Genomic DNA, 16,570 nt, shown 5'->3' with positions numbered 1-16,570 from the left:
GACGGGAATCCGTCCATCTCGAAATCTCAACATTCGGCGTGTTAGAAATTTCTTGCCGAAAGAGAAGTGAGATCCGTCATGCCCACCGTACTCGTCGCCGGCGCCGCCGTGCAGGACTTCATCTACCGCTTCGACGCCGCGCCCGCCCGCGGCACCAAGGGCCGCGCCAAGGACTTCACCTCGATCGGCGGTGGCTCCGGTGCCAACGCGGCGGTCGCCGTGGTGCGCCTCGGCGGCAAGGGCCAGGTTCTGGCGCCGCTCGGCGACGACCTGATCGGCGAGATGATCATCCGCGGGCTGAAGTCCGAGGGCGTCGACACCTCGAAGATCCTGCGCATTCCCGGCCGCGAATCGCCGGTCTGCTCGGCGATCGTCGACGGCGACGGCGAGCGCACCATCCTGACCTGGCACCCGCCGCACGTCGCGCCGCCCGAGATCTCCGACGAGGAGGCCGAACGCCTCGTCGCCGACGTCGACGCGGTGATGACCGACGACCGTTATCCCTCGATCGCCGTGCCGCTGCTCGAGGCGGCCAAGCGCCGCGGCATTCCGGGCGTGCTCGACGGCGACCGCGCCGAGGGCGACGCGCCGCAGATGTTGCAGGCGGCCTCCCACGTGGTCTTCGGCACGCCGGGCCTGCGCGGCACGTCCGGCATCTCCGACCCGACCAAGGGCCTGCTCGCCATCGCCAAGATGACCGACGCCTTCCTCGCCGTGACGCTCGGCTCCGGCGGCGTCATGTGGCTCGAGGGCGACCGCATCCGTCGCCTCCAGTCCTTCCCTGTCCATGCCGTCGACACGCTGGGTGCCGGCGACACGTTCCACGGCTCGTTCGCTCTCGCCTTGGCCGAGAAGATGCCGGAGCCCGACGCCTTCCGCTTCGCCTCTGCCGTCGCCGCCATCAAGTGCTCGCGCTTCGGCGGCCGCGCCGGCGTGCCGACCCGCGCCGAGGTCGAGGAATTCCTCGAGTCGCATCCCTCCTGAGATCGACCACGGACGAAAACGACGACGGGGGCCCTTCGGCCCCCGTTCGCATGTTCGATCCGTGGGCGCGGGCTCAGCGGAAGAGCTGCACGCCGCCCCACACCACCAGCACCGCCACCGCGAGACAGACGAGCGCCGCAACGACCGATCCGGGCGTCGCGCGGGCTTCGTCGACATAGTCGCGCGCGGGCTTCTTGCCCGTCGCCATCGCCGGCACCAGCCGCTCCTTCCTGACGACGGCGTGGAAGGCCACCGCCGCGACATGGGCCGCCACCGCGATCAGCAAGAGATCGAAGGCGTAGTGATGGATGCGATGGGCGACGTGGACCGCCGCGTCGGAGAGCTTGGCCGCGAAGGGACCCTCGATGATCAGCCGATCGTCGTCGGCGTTGAAGAGGCCCGAAAGCCCCATCAGAGCCGGCAGACCGATCAGCACCGGCACCATCCAGCCGCCGAGCGGGTTGTGGCCGAGATAGTGCGCCTCGCGCCCGCGTAAGAGGTCGAGCCCATAGCGGATCGTGGCGACCGGCGAGCGCAGGAAATTGGCGAACCGCGACGTCGACCCGCCGACCACGCCCCACAGCAGGCGGAAGACGACGAGGACGAGGACGAAATAGCCGTTCCAGACGTGCCAGACGGGGTTGCCCCCGCCCAGCTTGTCGGACGCCCATCCGCCCGCGACTGCCAGGACCAGCGCCCATTTGAACAGGCGCGTCGGCCCGTCCCAGGCGAGGACCTTGACGGGTGCGGCAACGACGGCGTCGGTCATGGCGAGACTCACTTCTTCTCGCGGTAGTTGTCGTGGCAGGCCTTGCAGTTGCCGAGCACCTTGCCGATGTTGGCCTTGAACGAGGCCTCGTCGGTGATGGCGACCTTGGCCGCCTTGGCGTCGGTGCCGAGCTTGGCGAAGAGCGCCTCGAACTTGGCCTTCTCTTCCCAGATCTTCGGCGAGGCTTCGGTCTTGCCGGTCTTGGAATTGTCCGGGAAGAGGCCCGGCAGCTTCTCGGTGCCGGCGACATAGGCGTCGAGCGCGGCCTGCACCTTGGCGAGATCGAAGGGCGCCTCGCCCTTCAGCATGCCGCCGACCGGACGCGTGGCGTCGCCCCAGCCCTTGAGGATGGTCTGACGGTCGGAGAGGGCATCGGCATTGGCGATACCGGCGGCGGCGGCCAGGACGGCGCCGGCGAGCACGGCGGTGCGAAGCTTGATCATACGGTCGAATCCTCGTGAGAAAGCCGCGGACGGTGCGGCGGGAAGACGGGTTTCGATCGCACGATCATGAGAACGATTCCATTGAACTTCGCGTGAGTCCGGTCTCCGCCGCCTCGACGATCCGTCGCCGGATCAGCCCTTCTGATAGTCCTTGACGTCGGTGAAGCGCAGCGTATCCCAGCGATCTTCCTCGTATTTCAACGCGAAGGTCGAGGTCGCGAGATGCACCGGATCGCCGTCGAGGTCGGTGCAGTTGGCCGAGCTGTCGCGGCGCGAGAACTCTTCGACCTTGGTCGGGTCCTCGCTCGTCACCCAGCGGGCGACCGAGAAGCGCGTCGTCTCGAACGAGATCTCGAGCCCGTATTCGGCGGCGAGGCGCTCCTTCAGCACGTCGAGCTGGAGATTGCCGACCACGCCGACGATCGGCTGCGAGCCGTCGCGCGGCTGGAACACCTGCACGACGCCCTCTTCGGCCATCTGCTGCAGGGCTTCCTTCAGCTTCTTGGCCTTCATCGCGTCGCCGACGCGGACGCGGCGCAGAATTTCCGGCGCGAAGCTCGGCACGCCGCGGAAGGTCAGGTCCTCGCCCTCGGTCATCGTGTCGCCGATGCGCAGCGTGCCGTGGTTCGGAATGCCGACGATGTCGCCGGCGAAGGCCTCGTCGGCGATCGAGCGGTCCTGGGCGAAGAAGAACTGCGGCGCGGTGAGGCCGATCAGCTTGCCGGTGCGCACCAGCTTCGCCTTCATGCCGCGCTGGAGCCGGCCCGAACACACCCGCATGAAGGCGATGCGATCGCGATGGTTCGGGTCCATGTTCGCCTGGATCTTGAAGACGAAGCCGGTCATCTTCGGCTCGCCCGCCTCGACGACGCGGGTCGCGGCCCGTTGCTCGCGGGGGCTGGGCGCGAATTTGCCGAGCGCGTCGATCAGGTCCTGCACGCCGGTGTCCTTGAGCGCCGAGCCGAAATAGACCGGCGTCATGTGGCCTTCGAGGAAGGACTGGGCGACGAAGGGCTTGGACGCGCCCTGCGCCAGCTCGACCTCGTCCTTGAACTGGGCGAAGTCCTGCGGCGGCAAGAGCGCCTCGATCTGCGGGTCGTCGGGACCGGAGACCGGGATCGAGGCCTCGGCATCCTTCAGGCGGATGGTGTTGTCGTCGAGATCGTAGGTGCCGGCGAAGGCCCGGCCACGGCCGATCGGCCAGGTCTTGGGCGTGGTGTCGAGCGCGAGCGAATTCTCGATGTCGTCGAGCAGCTCGAACGGATCCATCGTGTCGCGGTCGCACTTGTTGACGAAGGTGACGATCGGGATGTCGCGCAGGCGGCAGACCTCGACCAGCTTCAGCGTCCGCGCCTCGACGCCCTTGGCGGCGTCGAGCACCATGACGGCGGCATCGACCGCGGTCAGCGTGCGATAGGTGTCTTCCGAGAAGTCCTCGTGGCCGGGCGTGTCGAGCAGGTTGAACACCCAGTCGCGGTACTCGAAGGTCATGACCGAGGTCATCACCGAGATGCCGCGTTCCTTTTCGATGCCCATCCAATCCGACCGGGTCTGACGCCGATCGCCCTTGGCGCGCACCTGACCGGCGAGCTGGATCGCGCCGCCGAACAGCAGCAGCTTCTCGGTCAGCGTGGTCTTGCCGGCGTCCGGGTGCGAGATGATCGCGAAGGTGCGGCGACGGGAGACGGGATCGGCGGCGGGGGCCGGAACGTGCGAGGACATGGAAAGGGTCTCGGAGACGGGTTGGACGCCGGGGGCGTCGCAGTCAGATGCCCGGCGGCGGGGGACGTGTCAACCTCGCTGCACGGGAGGGTCCCGGCGGAAAAGCTGGCGTGAGGCCGGCGAGGCCGGCTAACATCTTCCGATGTCAACTCCGTCGGCCGGTGCGCGTCGGCGACAACCCGACGGCATTCACCGATGGTGCCTCCCGATCTCGGCCGCCTGCGCTTCGCCGCCCGCCTCCTCTCCATGCGCGTGTGGCGGCGGCGGCTCGCCTTCTGGACCGGTGCACTCGCCGTCGGTCTGGCGGCGATCGCCTTCGCCAAGCTCTCGGATCTCGCTCAGATGGTCGGCGGCCATCTGCTGGCGACCGCCTGGTGGGTGCCCTTCGTGGTGACGCCCTCGGGCTTCGTCGTCTGTGCGTTCCTCACCCATCGCGTGGCGCCGGCGGCGGGAGGCAGCGGCATTCCGCAGGCGGCGGCGGCGAGCGAGATGCGGTCGTCGCGGGGACGCGATCGGCTGCTGGGAACACGGGTATGGGCGACCAAGATCGTCCTGACGGTCTTCGGTCTCGTCTGCGGTGCATCGGTCGGCCGCGAGGGACCGACGGTCCAGATCGGCGCCGGCATCATGCTCGCCACGGCGCGCCTCGCCGGCATCCAGCGCGAGCGGGCGCTGATCCTGGCGGGATCGGCGGCGGGCATCGCCGGTGCCTTCAACACGCCGCTGGCCGGCATCGTCTTCGCCATCGAGGAGATGAGCCGGGCCTTCGAGCAACGCACCCACGTCCTGGTGCTCTATGCGGTGATCATCGCCGGCCTCGTCTCGCTCGCCATCGTCGGCGACTACAGCTACTTCGGCCACACCACGGTCAGCGTGATCCGACCCGCCGACTGGATCGCGGTCGGGCTGGTCGGCATCCTCGGCGGTCTGGCGGGTGGGATCTTCTCCCGGCTGATGCTGGTCGGCACCCGTCGTATCGCGGCGTGGACGCGATCCTCCGCCCTGCCGCGGCGGCTCGCCGTGGCGGCGGCGTGCGGGCTCGTCGTCGCCGCGCTCGGCATCTGGTTCGACGGCGCCACCTTCGGGACAGGCTACGAACAGGCGCGCGCCGCGATCGAAGGGCGCGAGATCGTGCCGGGATTCTGGGTGGGAAAATTCGCCGCCACGCTGACGACGGCGCTGTCGGGCATCCCCGGCGGCATCTTCGCACCGTCGCTGGCGATCGGGGCGGGCTTCGGTGACTGGTTGGGATCGATCGTCGGCGGGCGCGAGCACGGGCTCGCGGCCATCCTCGGCATGTCGGCCTATTTCGCCGGCGTGGTACAGTCGCCGATGACCGCCTTCGTCATCATCATGGAGATGACCGACGACCATGCCGGTATCATTCCGCTGATGACGAGCGCGATCCTCGGCTGGGCCACGTCGCGTTTCGTCTCGCCGGAGCCGCTCTATCGCGGGCTGTCGAACGCCTTCATGGATCAACCCGCCACGCGGCCCAAGCGCGCCCGGACGTCGCCCGACCGACAGGCGTGAGCCTCTCTCACGCCGCCGGCAGGGCCTTCGCCTGCGCGCCCTTCATCACCGCGTCCTGCACCTTCTCGAAGGCGCGGACCTCGATCTGGCGGACGCGTTCGCGGCTGATGCCGAATTCGACCGACAGTTCCTCGAGCGTGATCGGGTCTTCCGCCAGACGCCGCGCCTCGAAGATGCGGCGCTCGCGCTCGTTGAGCACGCCCAGCGCATCGGCGAGCAGCGCCTTGCGGCCGTCGAGTTCCTGACGGTCGGCGAGCACGGTCTCCTGGGTCTCGGCGTGGTCGACCAGCCAGTCCTGCCACTCGGCCCCCTCTTCGTCGGCCCGGACCGGCGCGTTGAGCGAGGCGTCGCCGCCCAGCCGCCGGTTCATCGAGACGACTTCTTCTTCGCTGACGCCGAGCTTGGTGGCGATGTGCTTGACCTGATCGGGCTTGAGATCGCCCTCGTCCAGCGCCGAGATCTGGCTCTTGACGCGACGCAGGTTGAAGAAGAGGCGCTTCTGGTTGGCGGTCGTGCCCATCTTCACCAGCGACCACGAACGCAGGATGTATTCCTGGATCGCCGCCTTGATCCACCACATGGCGTAGGTGGCGAGGCGGAAGCCCTTCTCCGGCTCGAAGCGCTTGACCGCCTGCATCAGGCCGACGTTGCCTTCCGAGATCACCTCGGCGATCGGCAGGCCGTAGCCGCGATAGCCCATCGCGATCTTGGCGACGAGGCGCAGGTGCGAGGTGACGAGCCGTTCGGCCGCGGAAGGGTCCTGATGCTCGCGCCAACGCTTGGCGAGCATGTACTCCTCCTGCGGCTGCAGCATGGGGAAGCGACGAATTTCGTCGAGATAGCGAGAGAGGCCGCCTTCGAGCGAGGCGAGCGCGGGGAGAGAAGCCTGGGCCATGCGTTCAGCGCCCTTTCATCCGTGGCGGGGTCGAACCCCTTGCGCCGCCCCCGACCATCGGCGAGCCGCGCGGACGGCACCCCGTGATCCGGGCGTGCCGTGACCGTGATCATAATGCAACCTTCGGCAAAATTGCGACGGCTTTCGGGCCACGGTCGTTCACGTGAACGTCAGGAACGCGCGAGCGGCTCGCCTCAGGCGAGCGCCCTGAGCGCCTCGATCAGCCGGTCCATGTCCTCCGGCCAGTCCTCGTCGAAGCGCATCACCTTGCGCTTGTTGGCCGGGTGGGCGAAGGCGATGAGATGGGCGTGCAGCGCCTGCCGGCCGAGCGCCTTCAGCGCCTCCGCGGCGTCGGGGGCGATGCGCTCGAGCTTCTCGATCTTGGTGCGGAAGCCCGATCCGTAGAGATCGTCGCCGAGCAGCGGATGGCCGATCTCAGCCATGTGGACGCGGATCTGGTGGGTGCGGCCGGTCTCCAGCACGCATTCGACCAGGCTCGCCACCGGCCCCGCCTCCGCCTCGCGCACCTTGGCGCCGGGGCGTGGGCTGCCGAAGACCTCGAGCACCTTGAAATGGGTGATCGCCTCGCGCCCGCCGGTCTTCACCGCCGCCATCGCCTGACGATTGCGCGGATCGCGGCCGATCTGCGTGGTGATGGTGCCTTCGGTATATTTCGGCACGCCCCAGATCACCGCGTGATAGGCGCGCTCCAGCGGCCCGGTGCGGCCGTGGTCGGCGAACTGGGCGGCGAGCGACTTGTGGGCGCGGTCGGTCTTGGCGACCACCATCAGCCCCGACGTGTCCTTGTCGAGGCGATGGACGATGCCCGGCCGCTCCACCCCGCCGATGCCGGAGAGCGAGCCGGCGCAGTGGTGCAGCAGCGCGTTGACCAGCGTGCCGGTGGAATTGCCGGCGCCGGGATGGACGACCAGCCCCGCGGGTTTCACCAGCACCACCACCTCGTCGTCCTCGTGGACGATGTCGAGTGGGATGTCTTCCGGTTCGGGCGCCGCGGCCTTGGGCGCCGGCAGATCGACCACCAGGACGGCGCCCGCGTTGATCTTGCGCGAGGCGTCGGTTACGGTCGCGCCGCCGAGCGTGACCCGGCCCTCGCCGATCAGGCTCTTCAGTCTGGAGCGCGAAAGGGACGGGATACGCCGCGCCAGTGCCGCGTCGAGACGCTCGGCCGGGGCATCCGCCTCGATCGTGATCGCGATGGGTCCGGCACCCGGCGCTTCGGCCGCCTCTTCCTCGACCTCGTCGAGATCGTCCGTCGCCACGACGGTCGGATCGACGTCGAGAAGTCCGGCGGCATCGGCCGCGAGCTCGGCGGCGCGACGCGCCAACCGCTCTCGTCTAGTTTCCCTCGTCATGCCCGAGACCTCGCGTCGATGACCAATCCGAATTTCGAAGACGAAGAAAAGCCCCTCGACGCCGCCCAGCTCCGCCTGCAGGCGAGGCTCAAGAGGCTCTTGATGGGCTCGACGCTGGTGATGGTGGTCGGCTTCGTCGCCGTCTTCGCCGCGATCTTCTATCGCGTCACCCGCGTCGATGTGAAGCCCGCCGTCGCCGAACACCCCGTCGTCGCCGAACTGCCGCTGCCCGAAGGCGCGAAAGTGACGTCGACGCGGCTCGAAGGCGAGCGCCTCGTCGTCACCATGGAGGGGCCGAAGGGCGCCACCGTGCTGATCGTCGACGTCGCCACCATGAAGGCGATCCGCCGCCTCGACCTCAACGCCCGCTGACGTCGGCCTCGGCGAAGGCGATCACCACGATCTCCGTGCTCTCGTGGACGCGCAGCGACAGCCGGTGCCCACTCGCCGTCCAGGCGGCGAGCGAGGGCAGGTCGACGCGGATGTCCTCGTAGTCGAGCACCCGCCCGATCACCGGATGCACCGCCTTGTAGACCGCCTCCTTGGCACAGAAGGCGATGCGATCCGGCGCCTTGAACAGCGCGTCGCGCCAGCGGTCGCGCGGATCGAGTACCAGATCCCACACCTCTTCCGGCAAGGGCTCGGCCGGTTCGGCATCGATGCCGAGGAGGCCGATGCGGTCGGCCCGGGCGATCGCCGCGACCGCGGTCGCCTCGTCGTGGGCGAGCGAGCCGACCATGCCCTTCGGCCAGACGGGCGCCCCGAAGGGCGTGCGACCGATCACCGGCGCCGCGACGCCGTGGACATCGAGCAGTTCGCGCGCCAGCGCCCGCACCGCCCCGCCGGCCGCCAGACGCGCCGCGTTGGCGCCGTCGAAGGCGCGCCTCTCGTCGGCATGTAGATAGTGCGAATCGTCGATGTCGATGGTGCCCGCGGCGATCGAGACACCGGCCGGCGCGATGGCGCCGAGTGCCCGGGACAACTGATCGATACGCCTCATCGCGTCTCCCGTCGGTCCGCTTCCGCGCCGGCGAGATCCAGCACGGCGATCTGTTCGCCGTCCTCGTCCAGTCCGGTCTCGACGAAGCCGGCCGAGCGATAGAGCCGTCGCGCCGCCTCGTTCTCGGGCATGTAGCAGATTTCGACGCGCCGGACATGGGCGAGCCCTGATATTTCAACAAGGACCGCAGAGAGCGCCCGCCGTCCGAGGCCTTGCCCCTGGGCGACGCGATCGATCATGAAACGGTAGATCTTCGCGGTGTCGGAGGCCGCCGGCGCCTCGTACATCAGGAAGCCGACGAGCCGGTCGTCCGCCCGGATCGCCCGCGGCCGGGCGTCGGGATCGTGTTCGGCCTCGGCGAGGGATTCGGCGTTGGTGGCGACCCAGTCGGCTTGGCGCTCGGCGGTCGAAAGCGCCTCGAGCGCGGCGCGATCGGCCGCCCGGACCGGTTCGACGACGACGCGCCCCTCGCCCATCACGCCCCCTTCGCCGTCTCGCCCGGCATCTCACCCGAGGGCCGCGCGATGCGGCGCTGCGGCTTGGCGGGATTGCCGCCCCAGACCTCGTAGTCGCCGATCGCCTCGCCCTTCATCAGGAAGCTGTCGGGCTCCACCACCGCCCGCTCGCCGACCGTCGTGCCGTAGTGGACGAAGGCCGCCGGAGCGAGCGTGGCGCCGCGACCGATGCGGATGCGGTCGGACTTGAAGGCGCCCTCCTCCAGCGAATGGGCCTGCAGGATCGCGACGAAGTTGAGATTGGCGTAGTCGCCGACCTCGACCAGCGTGCGCTCGGTGGTGATGGCACCGCCGTCCCACACCATGCGCCCGACCTTCATGCCGAGCATACGCAGCACGATCGAGCGGAAGGGCGTGCCGGCGAAGAGCCGCGGCACCGGCGAATCCGACAGTTTCCAGTGCCGCTCGTGGCTCCAGAAATAGGGATCGTAGATCGTCGCGATCTTCGGCGCGAGCGGCCGGAACCACAGACTCGCCCGCTCGATCAGCGCGTAGAACAGCACCATCGCCACGAAGTCGACGCCCGAGCCGACCCACAGCGCGACGACGCCCTTGTCGTAGTACCAGTCGAGCACGTAGTCCCACATCACCAGCGACGCCCACACCACGAACCAGTGGCTCGCCAGGAACATCAGGATGGTCGCGAAGTTGTGCCGGTTCTTGCGCGAGAGACGCTTGAGACGGGTCGCCTCGTCGATGGCGCCGATCAGCGCCTTGTCGCTGTCGACCATGCGCGGGATCTCGAAGGCCGGCGCGCCGAGCAGGCCGACGTTCTCGCGCACGGGACCGTCGATCGGGATCATCACCTTGGTGGCGAGCAGCACGTTGGCGCCGGTCTTGCCCTCCGGCGGATAGTGGATGTCGTTGCCGAGGTAGTTGCGGTCGCCGATCTTCGTCGGCAGCACGCAGAAGGACGACGCCGACTTGTGCAGATTGATCAGCGAGAGGCCGTCGGAGACCATCGTGCCGGCGCCGATCTCGCAGAACAGCGGATTGTCGTGGATCTGGTTGGTGCCCATGTTCGAGCCGGTCTGCTCGACCTTGCCGAGCTTCCAGCCGATGGCGCGGATGTAGTGGACGACGGCCGAACTGTCGCCGAACAGCAGGTTCAGGATCCGCGAGTTGGAGACCGACGACACCAGCGTCTGCGCCAGATGGTGGATGCCGTAGAGCGAATAGACCTTGCCCGGCACCAGGAACGGCCGGACGAGCCGCGGCACGATCGTCGCCACCACGAAGGAGCCGACGAGCGAGCCGAACACCACCGCCAGCGACGCCCAGAACACCGAAGCCGACAGATTGTCGTCGCTGTTCTCGGCGAGATGCTCCCACCACGACAGCGCCAGCAGCGGCGTCGGCATCATCACCGCGACCAGCAGGAAGAGCTGGAACCCCTCGAACACCGTGCGCTGGAGGAGCGTGCTCGGCACGCTCTCGATCGCGCAGTAGTCGGCCGTGGTCGGCACCGCCGGCACGCCGTGGGCCCGCCCGCCCGCCGGGATCGACTGTCCCGACTGCAGACACGAGGCATGGCCGAGCTGGGCGCCGTCGCCGATCTCGGTGTGGATGTCGAGCACGCTCGCCTCGCCGACGAAGGCGTTGTCGCCGATGGTGATCGGCCCGACGTGGATGAAGTTCGACTGACCGCGATAGCCGAGCAGCACGACCTCCTTGCGCAGGATCGTGTCGTCGCCGATCGAGATCATGTCGGTGCACACCGGCACGGTGCGGCACTCGAGCACGACGTTGCGGCCGAGCTTGGCGCCGAGCAGCTGGAGATAGACCGAATAGAGCGGGCTGCCGCGGAAGATCGTCACCGGCGCCAGCCGCGTCATGGTGGCGACCACCCAGAAGCGGAAATAGGCGAGCGACCAGATCGGGATCTTCTCCGCCTTCCAGCGCCCGATCAGCGCCCATTTGAGCGCGATCGACAGGGCCGTGAGACCGAAGAACCCGCCGAGCGACACCAGCACCGCCCGCATGTAGAGCACCGGCAGCTGCTCGTAGACGTCGTAGATCCACTCGAGCCCGATGTCCGCCGCCCAGGCCATCAGCCAGCCGTAGGCGAGGTAGAAGCCGAGCTGCAGCGCGCCGCAGGTCCAGTAGGAGAGGACCGAGGGCGTGTGGAACGCCTCCTCGACCTCGGCGATGTCGCCCTCGCGGCCGAGCGCGTCGACATGGGCGGCGAGCCGGGCGACGGTCGGGTTGAGGTAGACGTCGCGCATCGACAGGGGCGGCAGGTCGGAAAGCGCCCGGAGCTTCGCCGTCACCCGCGCCATCAGCAGCGAGTTGGCGCCGAGCTCGTCGAAGAAGTGATCCTCGACCGACACCGCCTCGAGCCTGAGCACCTCGGCGATCACCGCGGCGAGCCGTTCTTGCGTCGGCGTCGAGGGCGCGACCATCGGCCGTTCCGACGTCAGCCGCGCCCCCTTGGGCGGCGGCAGGCGACGGTGGTCGGCCTTGTTGGAGACGGTCATCGGGATGACGTCGAGTTCCTCGAGGAAGGCCGGCACCATGTAGTCGGGCAGCCGCGCCTTGAGCGCGTGGACGAGGTCCTGTTTCGTCGGCTTCTCGATGCCGGTCTTGGGCGCGAAATAGCCGACGAGTTCGACCTGACCGGGGACCGGCTCGAAGGTCGTGACCGCCGCCTGCGCCACCTTCGGATGGTCGAGCAGGACGGATTCGATCTCGCCCAGTTCGATGCGATGGCCGCGGATCTTCACCTGGGTGTCGATGCGGCCCTGATACTCGATCTCGCCCTCGGCGTTGATGCGGCCGAGGTCGCCGGTGCGATAGATCCGCGCCGACGGATTGTGGGGAATGCCGGCGAAGTCGGGAATGAACTTCTGCGCCGTCAGATCCTCGCGGTTGAGATAGCCGCGCGCCAGACAGATGCCGGCGAGGCCGATCTCGCCCTGCTCGCCGTCGGGCATCAGCATCGGTTCGGTCGGATGCAGGATCACCGCGGCATAGGAGGGCAGCGGCGTGCCGATCGTCACCGGCTTGTCGGGCACGAGCTCGGTCAGCGTCGCGGTGACGGTCGCCTCGGTCGGCCCGTAGGAATTGAGGATGCGCCGGCCGGTGCGATACCAGCGCACGACGAGATTGTGCGGACAGGCCTCGCCGCCGACCAGCAGGATGCGCAGCAGCGGCACGTCGCTCTCGATCGTCGACAGCAGCGTCGGCGAACAGGCGATGAAGGTGATGGCGCGGGAACGCAGATAATCCGCGAGTTCCTCGCCGAGCAGCGTCGTTCCGGCCGGACCGGGCACGATGGTGCAGCCCGCCATGAAGGGCGCCCAGGTCTCCTCGACCGAGAAGTCGAACGCGACGGTCATGCCCTGATAGACGCGGTCGTCCGGCCGATAGCCGTAGGTCGCCGCCGCCACCCGGACGAAGTTGCAGATCGAGGGATGCTCGATCACCACGCCCTTGGGATTACCCGTCGTGCCCGAGGTGTAGAGGATGTAGCAGACGGTCTCCTCGACCGGCCCGGTCTCCTCGACCGTCGGGGCGAGCGGCGACTGCGCCGCGATCTCCTCGCCGATCGTGTCGATCGTCAGGCTCGGCACGCCCATCGTCGCCAGCCGCTCGGCGAACATCGACACAGAGACCACCAGCCCGATCTTCGAATCCGCCAGGATGTAGGCGATGCGATCGGGCGGGAAGGCGGTGGCGAGCGGCACGTAGGCGGCCTTGGCGCGCAGCACCGCGAGAAGCCCGACATAGGTCTCGATCGAGCGGTCGAGCAGCAGTCCGACGCGGTCGCCGGGCTTCACGCCGCGCGCCATCAGCACCCGCGCCAGCCGGTTCGCCTCCTCGTCGACCTCTCGGTAGGTCCAGACCCGCGTGCCGGTGTCGACCGCCGGACGCGCCTCGAAACGCCGCGCCGTCGCCGCGAAGACGTCTTCGAGACGGTCCTCCTGCCCCGCCCAGGGCGCGCCGCCCTGCGCCGTCAGGATGGTGCCGGGCTTCGCGGTGCCCAGCGTACCGCCGCCGGCCGTCATGGGATCGGCGGCGGCGTCCACGCCGATCGTGGCGGCCGAGTCCTGGGTGTCGAGATTGTCGAAGTTCATCGGGCGACGCTCCGGTCCGCGAGGGCTGCGGACCCGAATACGGAACGGTCCGACCTCCCGGTCGGTTCCGAGCGCCCGGCCACGCCGGATCGATGCCGACGCACCGCCCCCGCATGTCGCCCCCGAGCGTCGCCGGACAAGCCCCCCATGCCCGACGGCGGCATTCTTAGAGGAGGCCGTTTTGCTTGAAAAGAGACAGATTTACATTCGAGAAAACAAAAACGGCATCGATCCCGAAACGACGAAAGGGGCCACGGCGAACCGCGACCCCTTTCGCAACTTCGTGTCGTCCCGTGTGGACTCTACCCGTCAGACGCCGATGCCGCGCTCGCGGATCGCCGCCTCGATCTCCTCGAGCACCGAGGCGTCGTCGATCGTCGCCGGCATGTTCCATTCCTGATGATCGGCGATCTTCTGCATCGTGCCGCGCAGGATCTTGCCGGAGCGGGTCTTGGGCAGACGGTCGACGGTGATCGCCACCTTGAAGGCCGCGACAGCACCGATCTTGGAGCGCACCAGCGCGACGAGCTCCTTCTCGAGCGTCTCGGCGTCCTTGGTGACGCCGGCCTTGAGCACGACGAAGCCGCAGGGCATCTGGCCCTTCATCTCGTCGTGGACGCCGATGACGGCGCATTCGGCGACGTCCGGATGCGAGGCGAGCACCTCTTCCATGCCGCCGGTCGACAGGCGATGGCCGGCGACGTTGATGATGTCGTCGGTGCGCGCCATGATGAAGAGGTAGCCGTCCTCGTCCATGAAGCCCGCGTCGCCGGTCTTGTAGTAGCCCGGGAAGTCGATCAGGTAGCTGTCCTTGAAGCGCTGGTCGGCATTCCACAGGGTGGGCAGGCACGAGGGCGGCAGCGGCAGCTTGATGACGATCGAGCCCATCTCGCCCGGCTTCACCTGATGCATGCCGTCGTCGACGATCTGCACGTCGTAGCCCGGCATCGGCACCGTCGGCGAACCGTACTTGACCGGCAGGAGGCCGAGGCCGACCGGGTTGCCGGCGATCGCCCAACCCGTCTCGGTCTGCCACCAGTGATCGATCACCGGCACCTTGGTCTGGTCTTCCGCCCACTTCACCGTGTCCGGATCGGCGCGCTCGCCGGCGAGGAACAGGGTGCGCAACGACGAGATGTCGTACTTCTTCAGGTAGTCGCCGTTCGGGTCTTCCTTCTTGATCGCGCGGAAGGCGGTCGGCGCGGTGAAGAAGCCCGAGACCTTGTACTCGGAGATGACGCGCCAGAACGTGCCCGGATCGGGCGTGCCGACCGGCTTGCCCTCGAACACGATGGTGGTCGCGCCGTAGAGCAGCGTCGCGTAGCAGATGTAGGAATGGCCGACGACCCAACCCACGTCGGACGCCGCCCAGAAGACCTCGCCCGGCTCGATGCCGTAGTGGTTCTTCATCGTCCAGTAGAGCGCGACGGCATGGCCGCCGTTGTCGCGCACCACGCCCTTCGGGCTGCCCGTCGTGCCCGAGGTGTAGAGGATGTAGAGCGGATCGGTGGCGAGCACCGGAACGCAGGGCACGTCGCGGCCCTTGTTGGTCTCGACCAACGCGCCGAGGTCATGGTCGCGCGGCGCCTTCAACTCGGCGGCGACCTGCGGACGCTGGGTGACGAAGACCGCGGTCGGCTTGTGGGCGGAAAGCTCGATCGCCTCGTCGAGCAGCGGCTTGTAGGGCAGGACCTTCTTGCCCTCGATGCCGCAGGAGGCGGTGATGATCGCCTTCGGCTTGGCGTCGTCGATGCGGGTGGAGAGCTCGCGCGGGGCGAAGCCGCCGAACACCACCGAATGGATCGCGCCGAGACGCGCCACGGCGAGCATGGCGACCAGCGCTTCCGGGATCATCGGCATGTAGACGATGACGCGGTCACCCTTCACCACGCCGACGTCGGCGAGCGCGGCGGCGGTCGCCTGAACGCGCTCCAGCAGCTCGGCATAGGTGATCTTGGCCTTCACGCCCGTCACCGGGCTGTCGTAGATGATCGCGTCCTGCTGCGCGCGGCCGTTCTTCACGTGACGGTCGACCGCGTTCCAGCAGGTGTTCATCTCGGCGCCGACGAACCAGCGGCCGTAGGGACCGGAGGAGGGATCGAACACCTTGTCCCAGGGCTTCACCCAGTCGATGCCCTTCGCGGCTTCGGCCCAGAAGGCTTCCGGATCGGTCTTCCAGCTCTGGTAGACTTCGGCGTAACGGCTCGTCATGGGCTCTCCTCCGCTTCCGATCGTGGCGCGCTGCATCCCGATCGGCTCCGCGAGTGCTTTGTCACCCGGCGCGCCTGCCCCGCAATTCTACGTTCGACTACGCTTACCGCGGCAATTCGCCTTGTACCGGATCGACGTCGCGAAGCGGTGTCTCGGGAACGACTTTCGTCGGTCAGGGAAAACCGCTAGAGACTACGACCTTCGGCGCAGGCCCCTCCCCCGCGCCCGAGCCCCGAGAGCCCCCGCATGATCACCCAGGACGCCGCCTTCCTCCTCGCCGCCGTGCCGGCCGCCATGCTGGTCGGCCTGTCGAAGGGCGGGTTGCCGATGGTCGGCATGCTGGCGGTGCCGATCCTGGCGCTGGTGGTACCGCCGGTCCAGGCCGCGGGCCTCCTGCTGCCGATCTTCGTCGTCTCCGACATGTTCGGCCTGTGGGCCTGGCGACGCGAGGTCTCACGCCGCAATCTCGAGATCCTGATCCCCGGCGCCGTCGCCGGCGTCGCGCTCGGCTGGTGGACGGCGACCATCGTGCCGGAGGATGCCGTGACGCTGGTGGTCGGTCTGATCGGCCTCGCCTTCTCGCTCGACCGCCTGCTGACCATGGGCCGCGAGCGCCCCACCCGCCCCGCCGACGTGCCGCGTGGCCTCTTCTGGGGCGCGGTCACCGGCTTCACCAGCTTCGTGTCGCATTCGGGCGCCCCGCCCTATCAGGTCTACGTCCTGCCGCAGCACCTCTCCAAGGTCGCCTTCGCCAGCACGACGACCGTCTTCTTCGCCGTCGTCAACGCGGTGAAGCTCATCCCCTACTGGGCGCTCGGCCAGCTCTCGCTCGACAATCTGAAGTCCGTTCTGGTGCTGATCCCGTTCGCCGTCGCCGCGACCTTCGCCGGCGTGCGGCTGACCAAGATCGTGCCGGACAGGCTGTTCTTCCGCCTGATCGTGATCGCGCTGGCGGTGGTCTCGGTGAAGCTCGTCGTCGACGGCACGCGCGGCCTGATGCACGTCTGAGGGCGGAAACGAAAACGCCGCGGACCCTGTCCGCGGCGTCG

General features: G+C 68.4%; 13 protein-coding genes. 4 read left to right on the top strand and 9 right to left on the bottom strand.

Annotation, left to right across the window (positions count from 1 at the left end; all coding sequences use genetic code 11):
* The first annotated feature begins 78 nt into the window (after positions 1-78).
* On the top strand, positions 79-984 hold the full coding sequence (locus ACT53U_RS11895) for a PfkB family carbohydrate kinase (protein WP_476155336.1): 906 nt from the start codon (positions 79-81) through the stop codon (positions 982-984).
* A 73-nt stretch (positions 985-1,057) separates the two neighbouring features.
* Here ACT53U_RS11895 and ACT53U_RS11890 read toward each other — a convergent pair whose 3' ends face one another.
* The 3 genes from ACT53U_RS11890 to ACT53U_RS11880 form a co-directional block, all read right to left on the bottom strand.
* Positions 1,058-1,753, bottom strand: a complete 696-nt coding sequence (locus tag ACT53U_RS11890; RefSeq protein ID WP_476155334.1) for a cytochrome b/b6 domain-containing protein — start codon at positions 1,751-1,753, stop codon at positions 1,058-1,060.
* 8 nt (positions 1,754-1,761) lie between these two features.
* On the bottom strand, positions 1,762-2,196 hold the full coding sequence (locus tag ACT53U_RS11885; RefSeq protein ID WP_476155333.1) for a c-type cytochrome: 435 nt from the start codon (positions 2,194-2,196) through the stop codon (positions 1,762-1,764).
* Positions 2,197-2,328: 132 nt separating this feature from the next.
* Positions 2,329-3,918: a peptide chain release factor 3 gene (locus ACT53U_RS11880; protein ID WP_476155331.1), complete on the bottom strand. Its 1,590-nt coding sequence runs from the start codon at positions 3,916-3,918 to the stop codon at positions 2,329-2,331.
* A gap of 195 nt (positions 3,919-4,113) precedes the next feature.
* Between ACT53U_RS11880 and ACT53U_RS11875 the strand changes: the two genes are divergently transcribed.
* Complete coding sequence (locus ACT53U_RS11875; protein WP_476155329.1) at positions 4,114-5,451, top strand: chloride channel protein; 1,338 nt, start codon at positions 4,114-4,116, stop codon at positions 5,449-5,451.
* 7 nt (positions 5,452-5,458) lie between these two features.
* On the opposite strand, the gene rpoH is transcribed toward ACT53U_RS11875, so the two are convergent.
* Together rpoH and ACT53U_RS11865 are read right to left on the bottom strand one after the other, a co-directional pair.
* The gene (gene rpoH, locus ACT53U_RS11870) at positions 5,459-6,346 is read right to left on the bottom strand and encodes an RNA polymerase sigma factor RpoH (protein ID WP_476138334.1); all 888 of its coding nucleotides are present in this window, start codon (positions 6,344-6,346) and stop codon (positions 5,459-5,461) included.
* Positions 6,347-6,540: 194 nt separating this feature from the next.
* Positions 6,541-7,719 (bottom strand): RluA family pseudouridine synthase, encoded by a 1,179-nt coding sequence (locus tag ACT53U_RS11865; RefSeq protein ID WP_476155327.1) that lies wholly within the window; start codon positions 7,717-7,719, stop codon positions 6,541-6,543.
* Between the two features lie 18 nt (positions 7,720-7,737).
* Here ACT53U_RS11865 and ACT53U_RS11860 point away from each other — a divergent pair, with 18 nt between their 5' ends.
* Positions 7,738-8,091, top strand: coding sequence for a DUF6476 family protein (locus tag ACT53U_RS11860; protein WP_476155325.1), 354 nt, complete (start codon positions 7,738-7,740; stop codon positions 8,089-8,091).
* Here ACT53U_RS11860 and ACT53U_RS11855 read toward each other — a convergent pair.
* From ACT53U_RS11855 to ACT53U_RS11840, 4 genes are all read right to left on the bottom strand, one after another.
* Positions 8,078-8,719, bottom strand: a complete 642-nt coding sequence (locus ACT53U_RS11855; RefSeq protein ID WP_476155323.1) for a 4'-phosphopantetheinyl transferase family protein — start codon at positions 8,717-8,719, stop codon at positions 8,078-8,080. The two genes, ACT53U_RS11860 and ACT53U_RS11855, sit on opposite strands and share 14 nt — an antisense overlap.
* Positions 8,716-9,195, bottom strand: coding sequence for a GNAT family N-acetyltransferase (locus tag ACT53U_RS11850; protein ID WP_476155321.1), 480 nt, complete (start codon positions 9,193-9,195; stop codon positions 8,716-8,718). Before ACT53U_RS11850 ends, ACT53U_RS11855 begins: the two co-directional genes overlap by 4 nt.
* Complete coding sequence (locus tag ACT53U_RS11845; protein WP_476155319.1) at positions 9,195-13,310, bottom strand: Pls/PosA family non-ribosomal peptide synthetase; 4,116 nt, start codon at positions 13,308-13,310, stop codon at positions 9,195-9,197. The genes ACT53U_RS11850 and ACT53U_RS11845 overlap by 1 nt, the downstream gene beginning before the upstream one ends.
* Positions 13,311-13,619: 309 nt before the next feature.
* Positions 13,620-15,521: a propionyl-CoA synthetase gene (locus tag ACT53U_RS11840; RefSeq protein ID WP_476155317.1), complete on the bottom strand. Its 1,902-nt coding sequence runs from the start codon at positions 15,519-15,521 to the stop codon at positions 13,620-13,622.
* A gap of 246 nt (positions 15,522-15,767) precedes the next feature.
* Between ACT53U_RS11840 and ACT53U_RS11835 the strand changes: the two genes are divergently transcribed.
* Complete coding sequence (locus tag ACT53U_RS11835) at positions 15,768-16,529, top strand: sulfite exporter TauE/SafE family protein (protein WP_476155315.1); 762 nt, start codon at positions 15,768-15,770, stop codon at positions 16,527-16,529.
* Positions 16,530-16,570: the final 41 nt, after the last annotated feature.

Source organism: Pinisolibacter sp. DMC19, assembly GCF_056313985.1.
The sequence above is the reverse complement of the archived record's forward strand: the minus strand, read 5'-3'. Positions and strand labels throughout refer to the sequence as shown.

What these genes read in the sequence shown, in the direction of transcription:
- ACT53U_RS11850 (WP_476155321.1), bottom strand. Translation starts at nt 9,195, where the DNA reads ATGGGCGAGGGGCGCGTCGTCGTCGAACCGGTCCGGGCGGCCGATCGC.
- ACT53U_RS11840 (WP_476155317.1), bottom strand. Translation starts at nt 15,521, where the DNA reads ATGACGAGCCGTTACGCCGAAGTCTACCAGAGCTGGAAGACCGATCCG.
- ACT53U_RS11895 (WP_476155336.1), top strand. Translation starts at nt 79, where the DNA reads ATGCCCACCGTACTCGTCGCCGGCGCCGCCGTGCAGGACTTCATCTAC.
- ACT53U_RS11865 (WP_476155327.1), bottom strand. Translation starts at nt 7,719, where the DNA reads ATGACGAGGGAAACTAGACGAGAGCGGTTGGCGCGTCGCGCCGCCGAG.
- ACT53U_RS11890 (WP_476155334.1), bottom strand. Translation starts at nt 1,753, where the DNA reads ATGACCGACGCCGTCGTTGCCGCACCCGTCAAGGTCCTCGCCTGGGAC.
- ACT53U_RS11860 (WP_476155325.1), top strand. Translation starts at nt 7,738, where the DNA reads ATGACCAATCCGAATTTCGAAGACGAAGAAAAGCCCCTCGACGCCGCC.
- rpoH (WP_476138334.1), bottom strand. Translation starts at nt 6,346, where the DNA reads ATGGCCCAGGCTTCTCTCCCCGCGCTCGCCTCGCTCGAAGGCGGCCTC.
- ACT53U_RS11845 (WP_476155319.1), bottom strand. Translation starts at nt 13,310, where the DNA reads ATGAACTTCGACAATCTCGACACCCAGGACTCGGCCGCCACGATCGGC.
- ACT53U_RS11875 (WP_476155329.1), top strand. Translation starts at nt 4,114, where the DNA reads ATGGTGCCTCCCGATCTCGGCCGCCTGCGCTTCGCCGCCCGCCTCCTC.
- ACT53U_RS11835 (WP_476155315.1), top strand. Translation starts at nt 15,768, where the DNA reads ATGATCACCCAGGACGCCGCCTTCCTCCTCGCCGCCGTGCCGGCCGCC.
- ACT53U_RS11885 (WP_476155333.1), bottom strand. Translation starts at nt 2,196, where the DNA reads ATGATCAAGCTTCGCACCGCCGTGCTCGCCGGCGCCGTCCTGGCCGCC.
- ACT53U_RS11855 (WP_476155323.1), bottom strand. Translation starts at nt 8,719, where the DNA reads ATGAGGCGTATCGATCAGTTGTCCCGGGCACTCGGCGCCATCGCGCCG.
- ACT53U_RS11880 (WP_476155331.1), bottom strand. Translation starts at nt 3,918, where the DNA reads ATGTCCTCGCACGTTCCGGCCCCCGCCGCCGATCCCGTCTCCCGTCGC.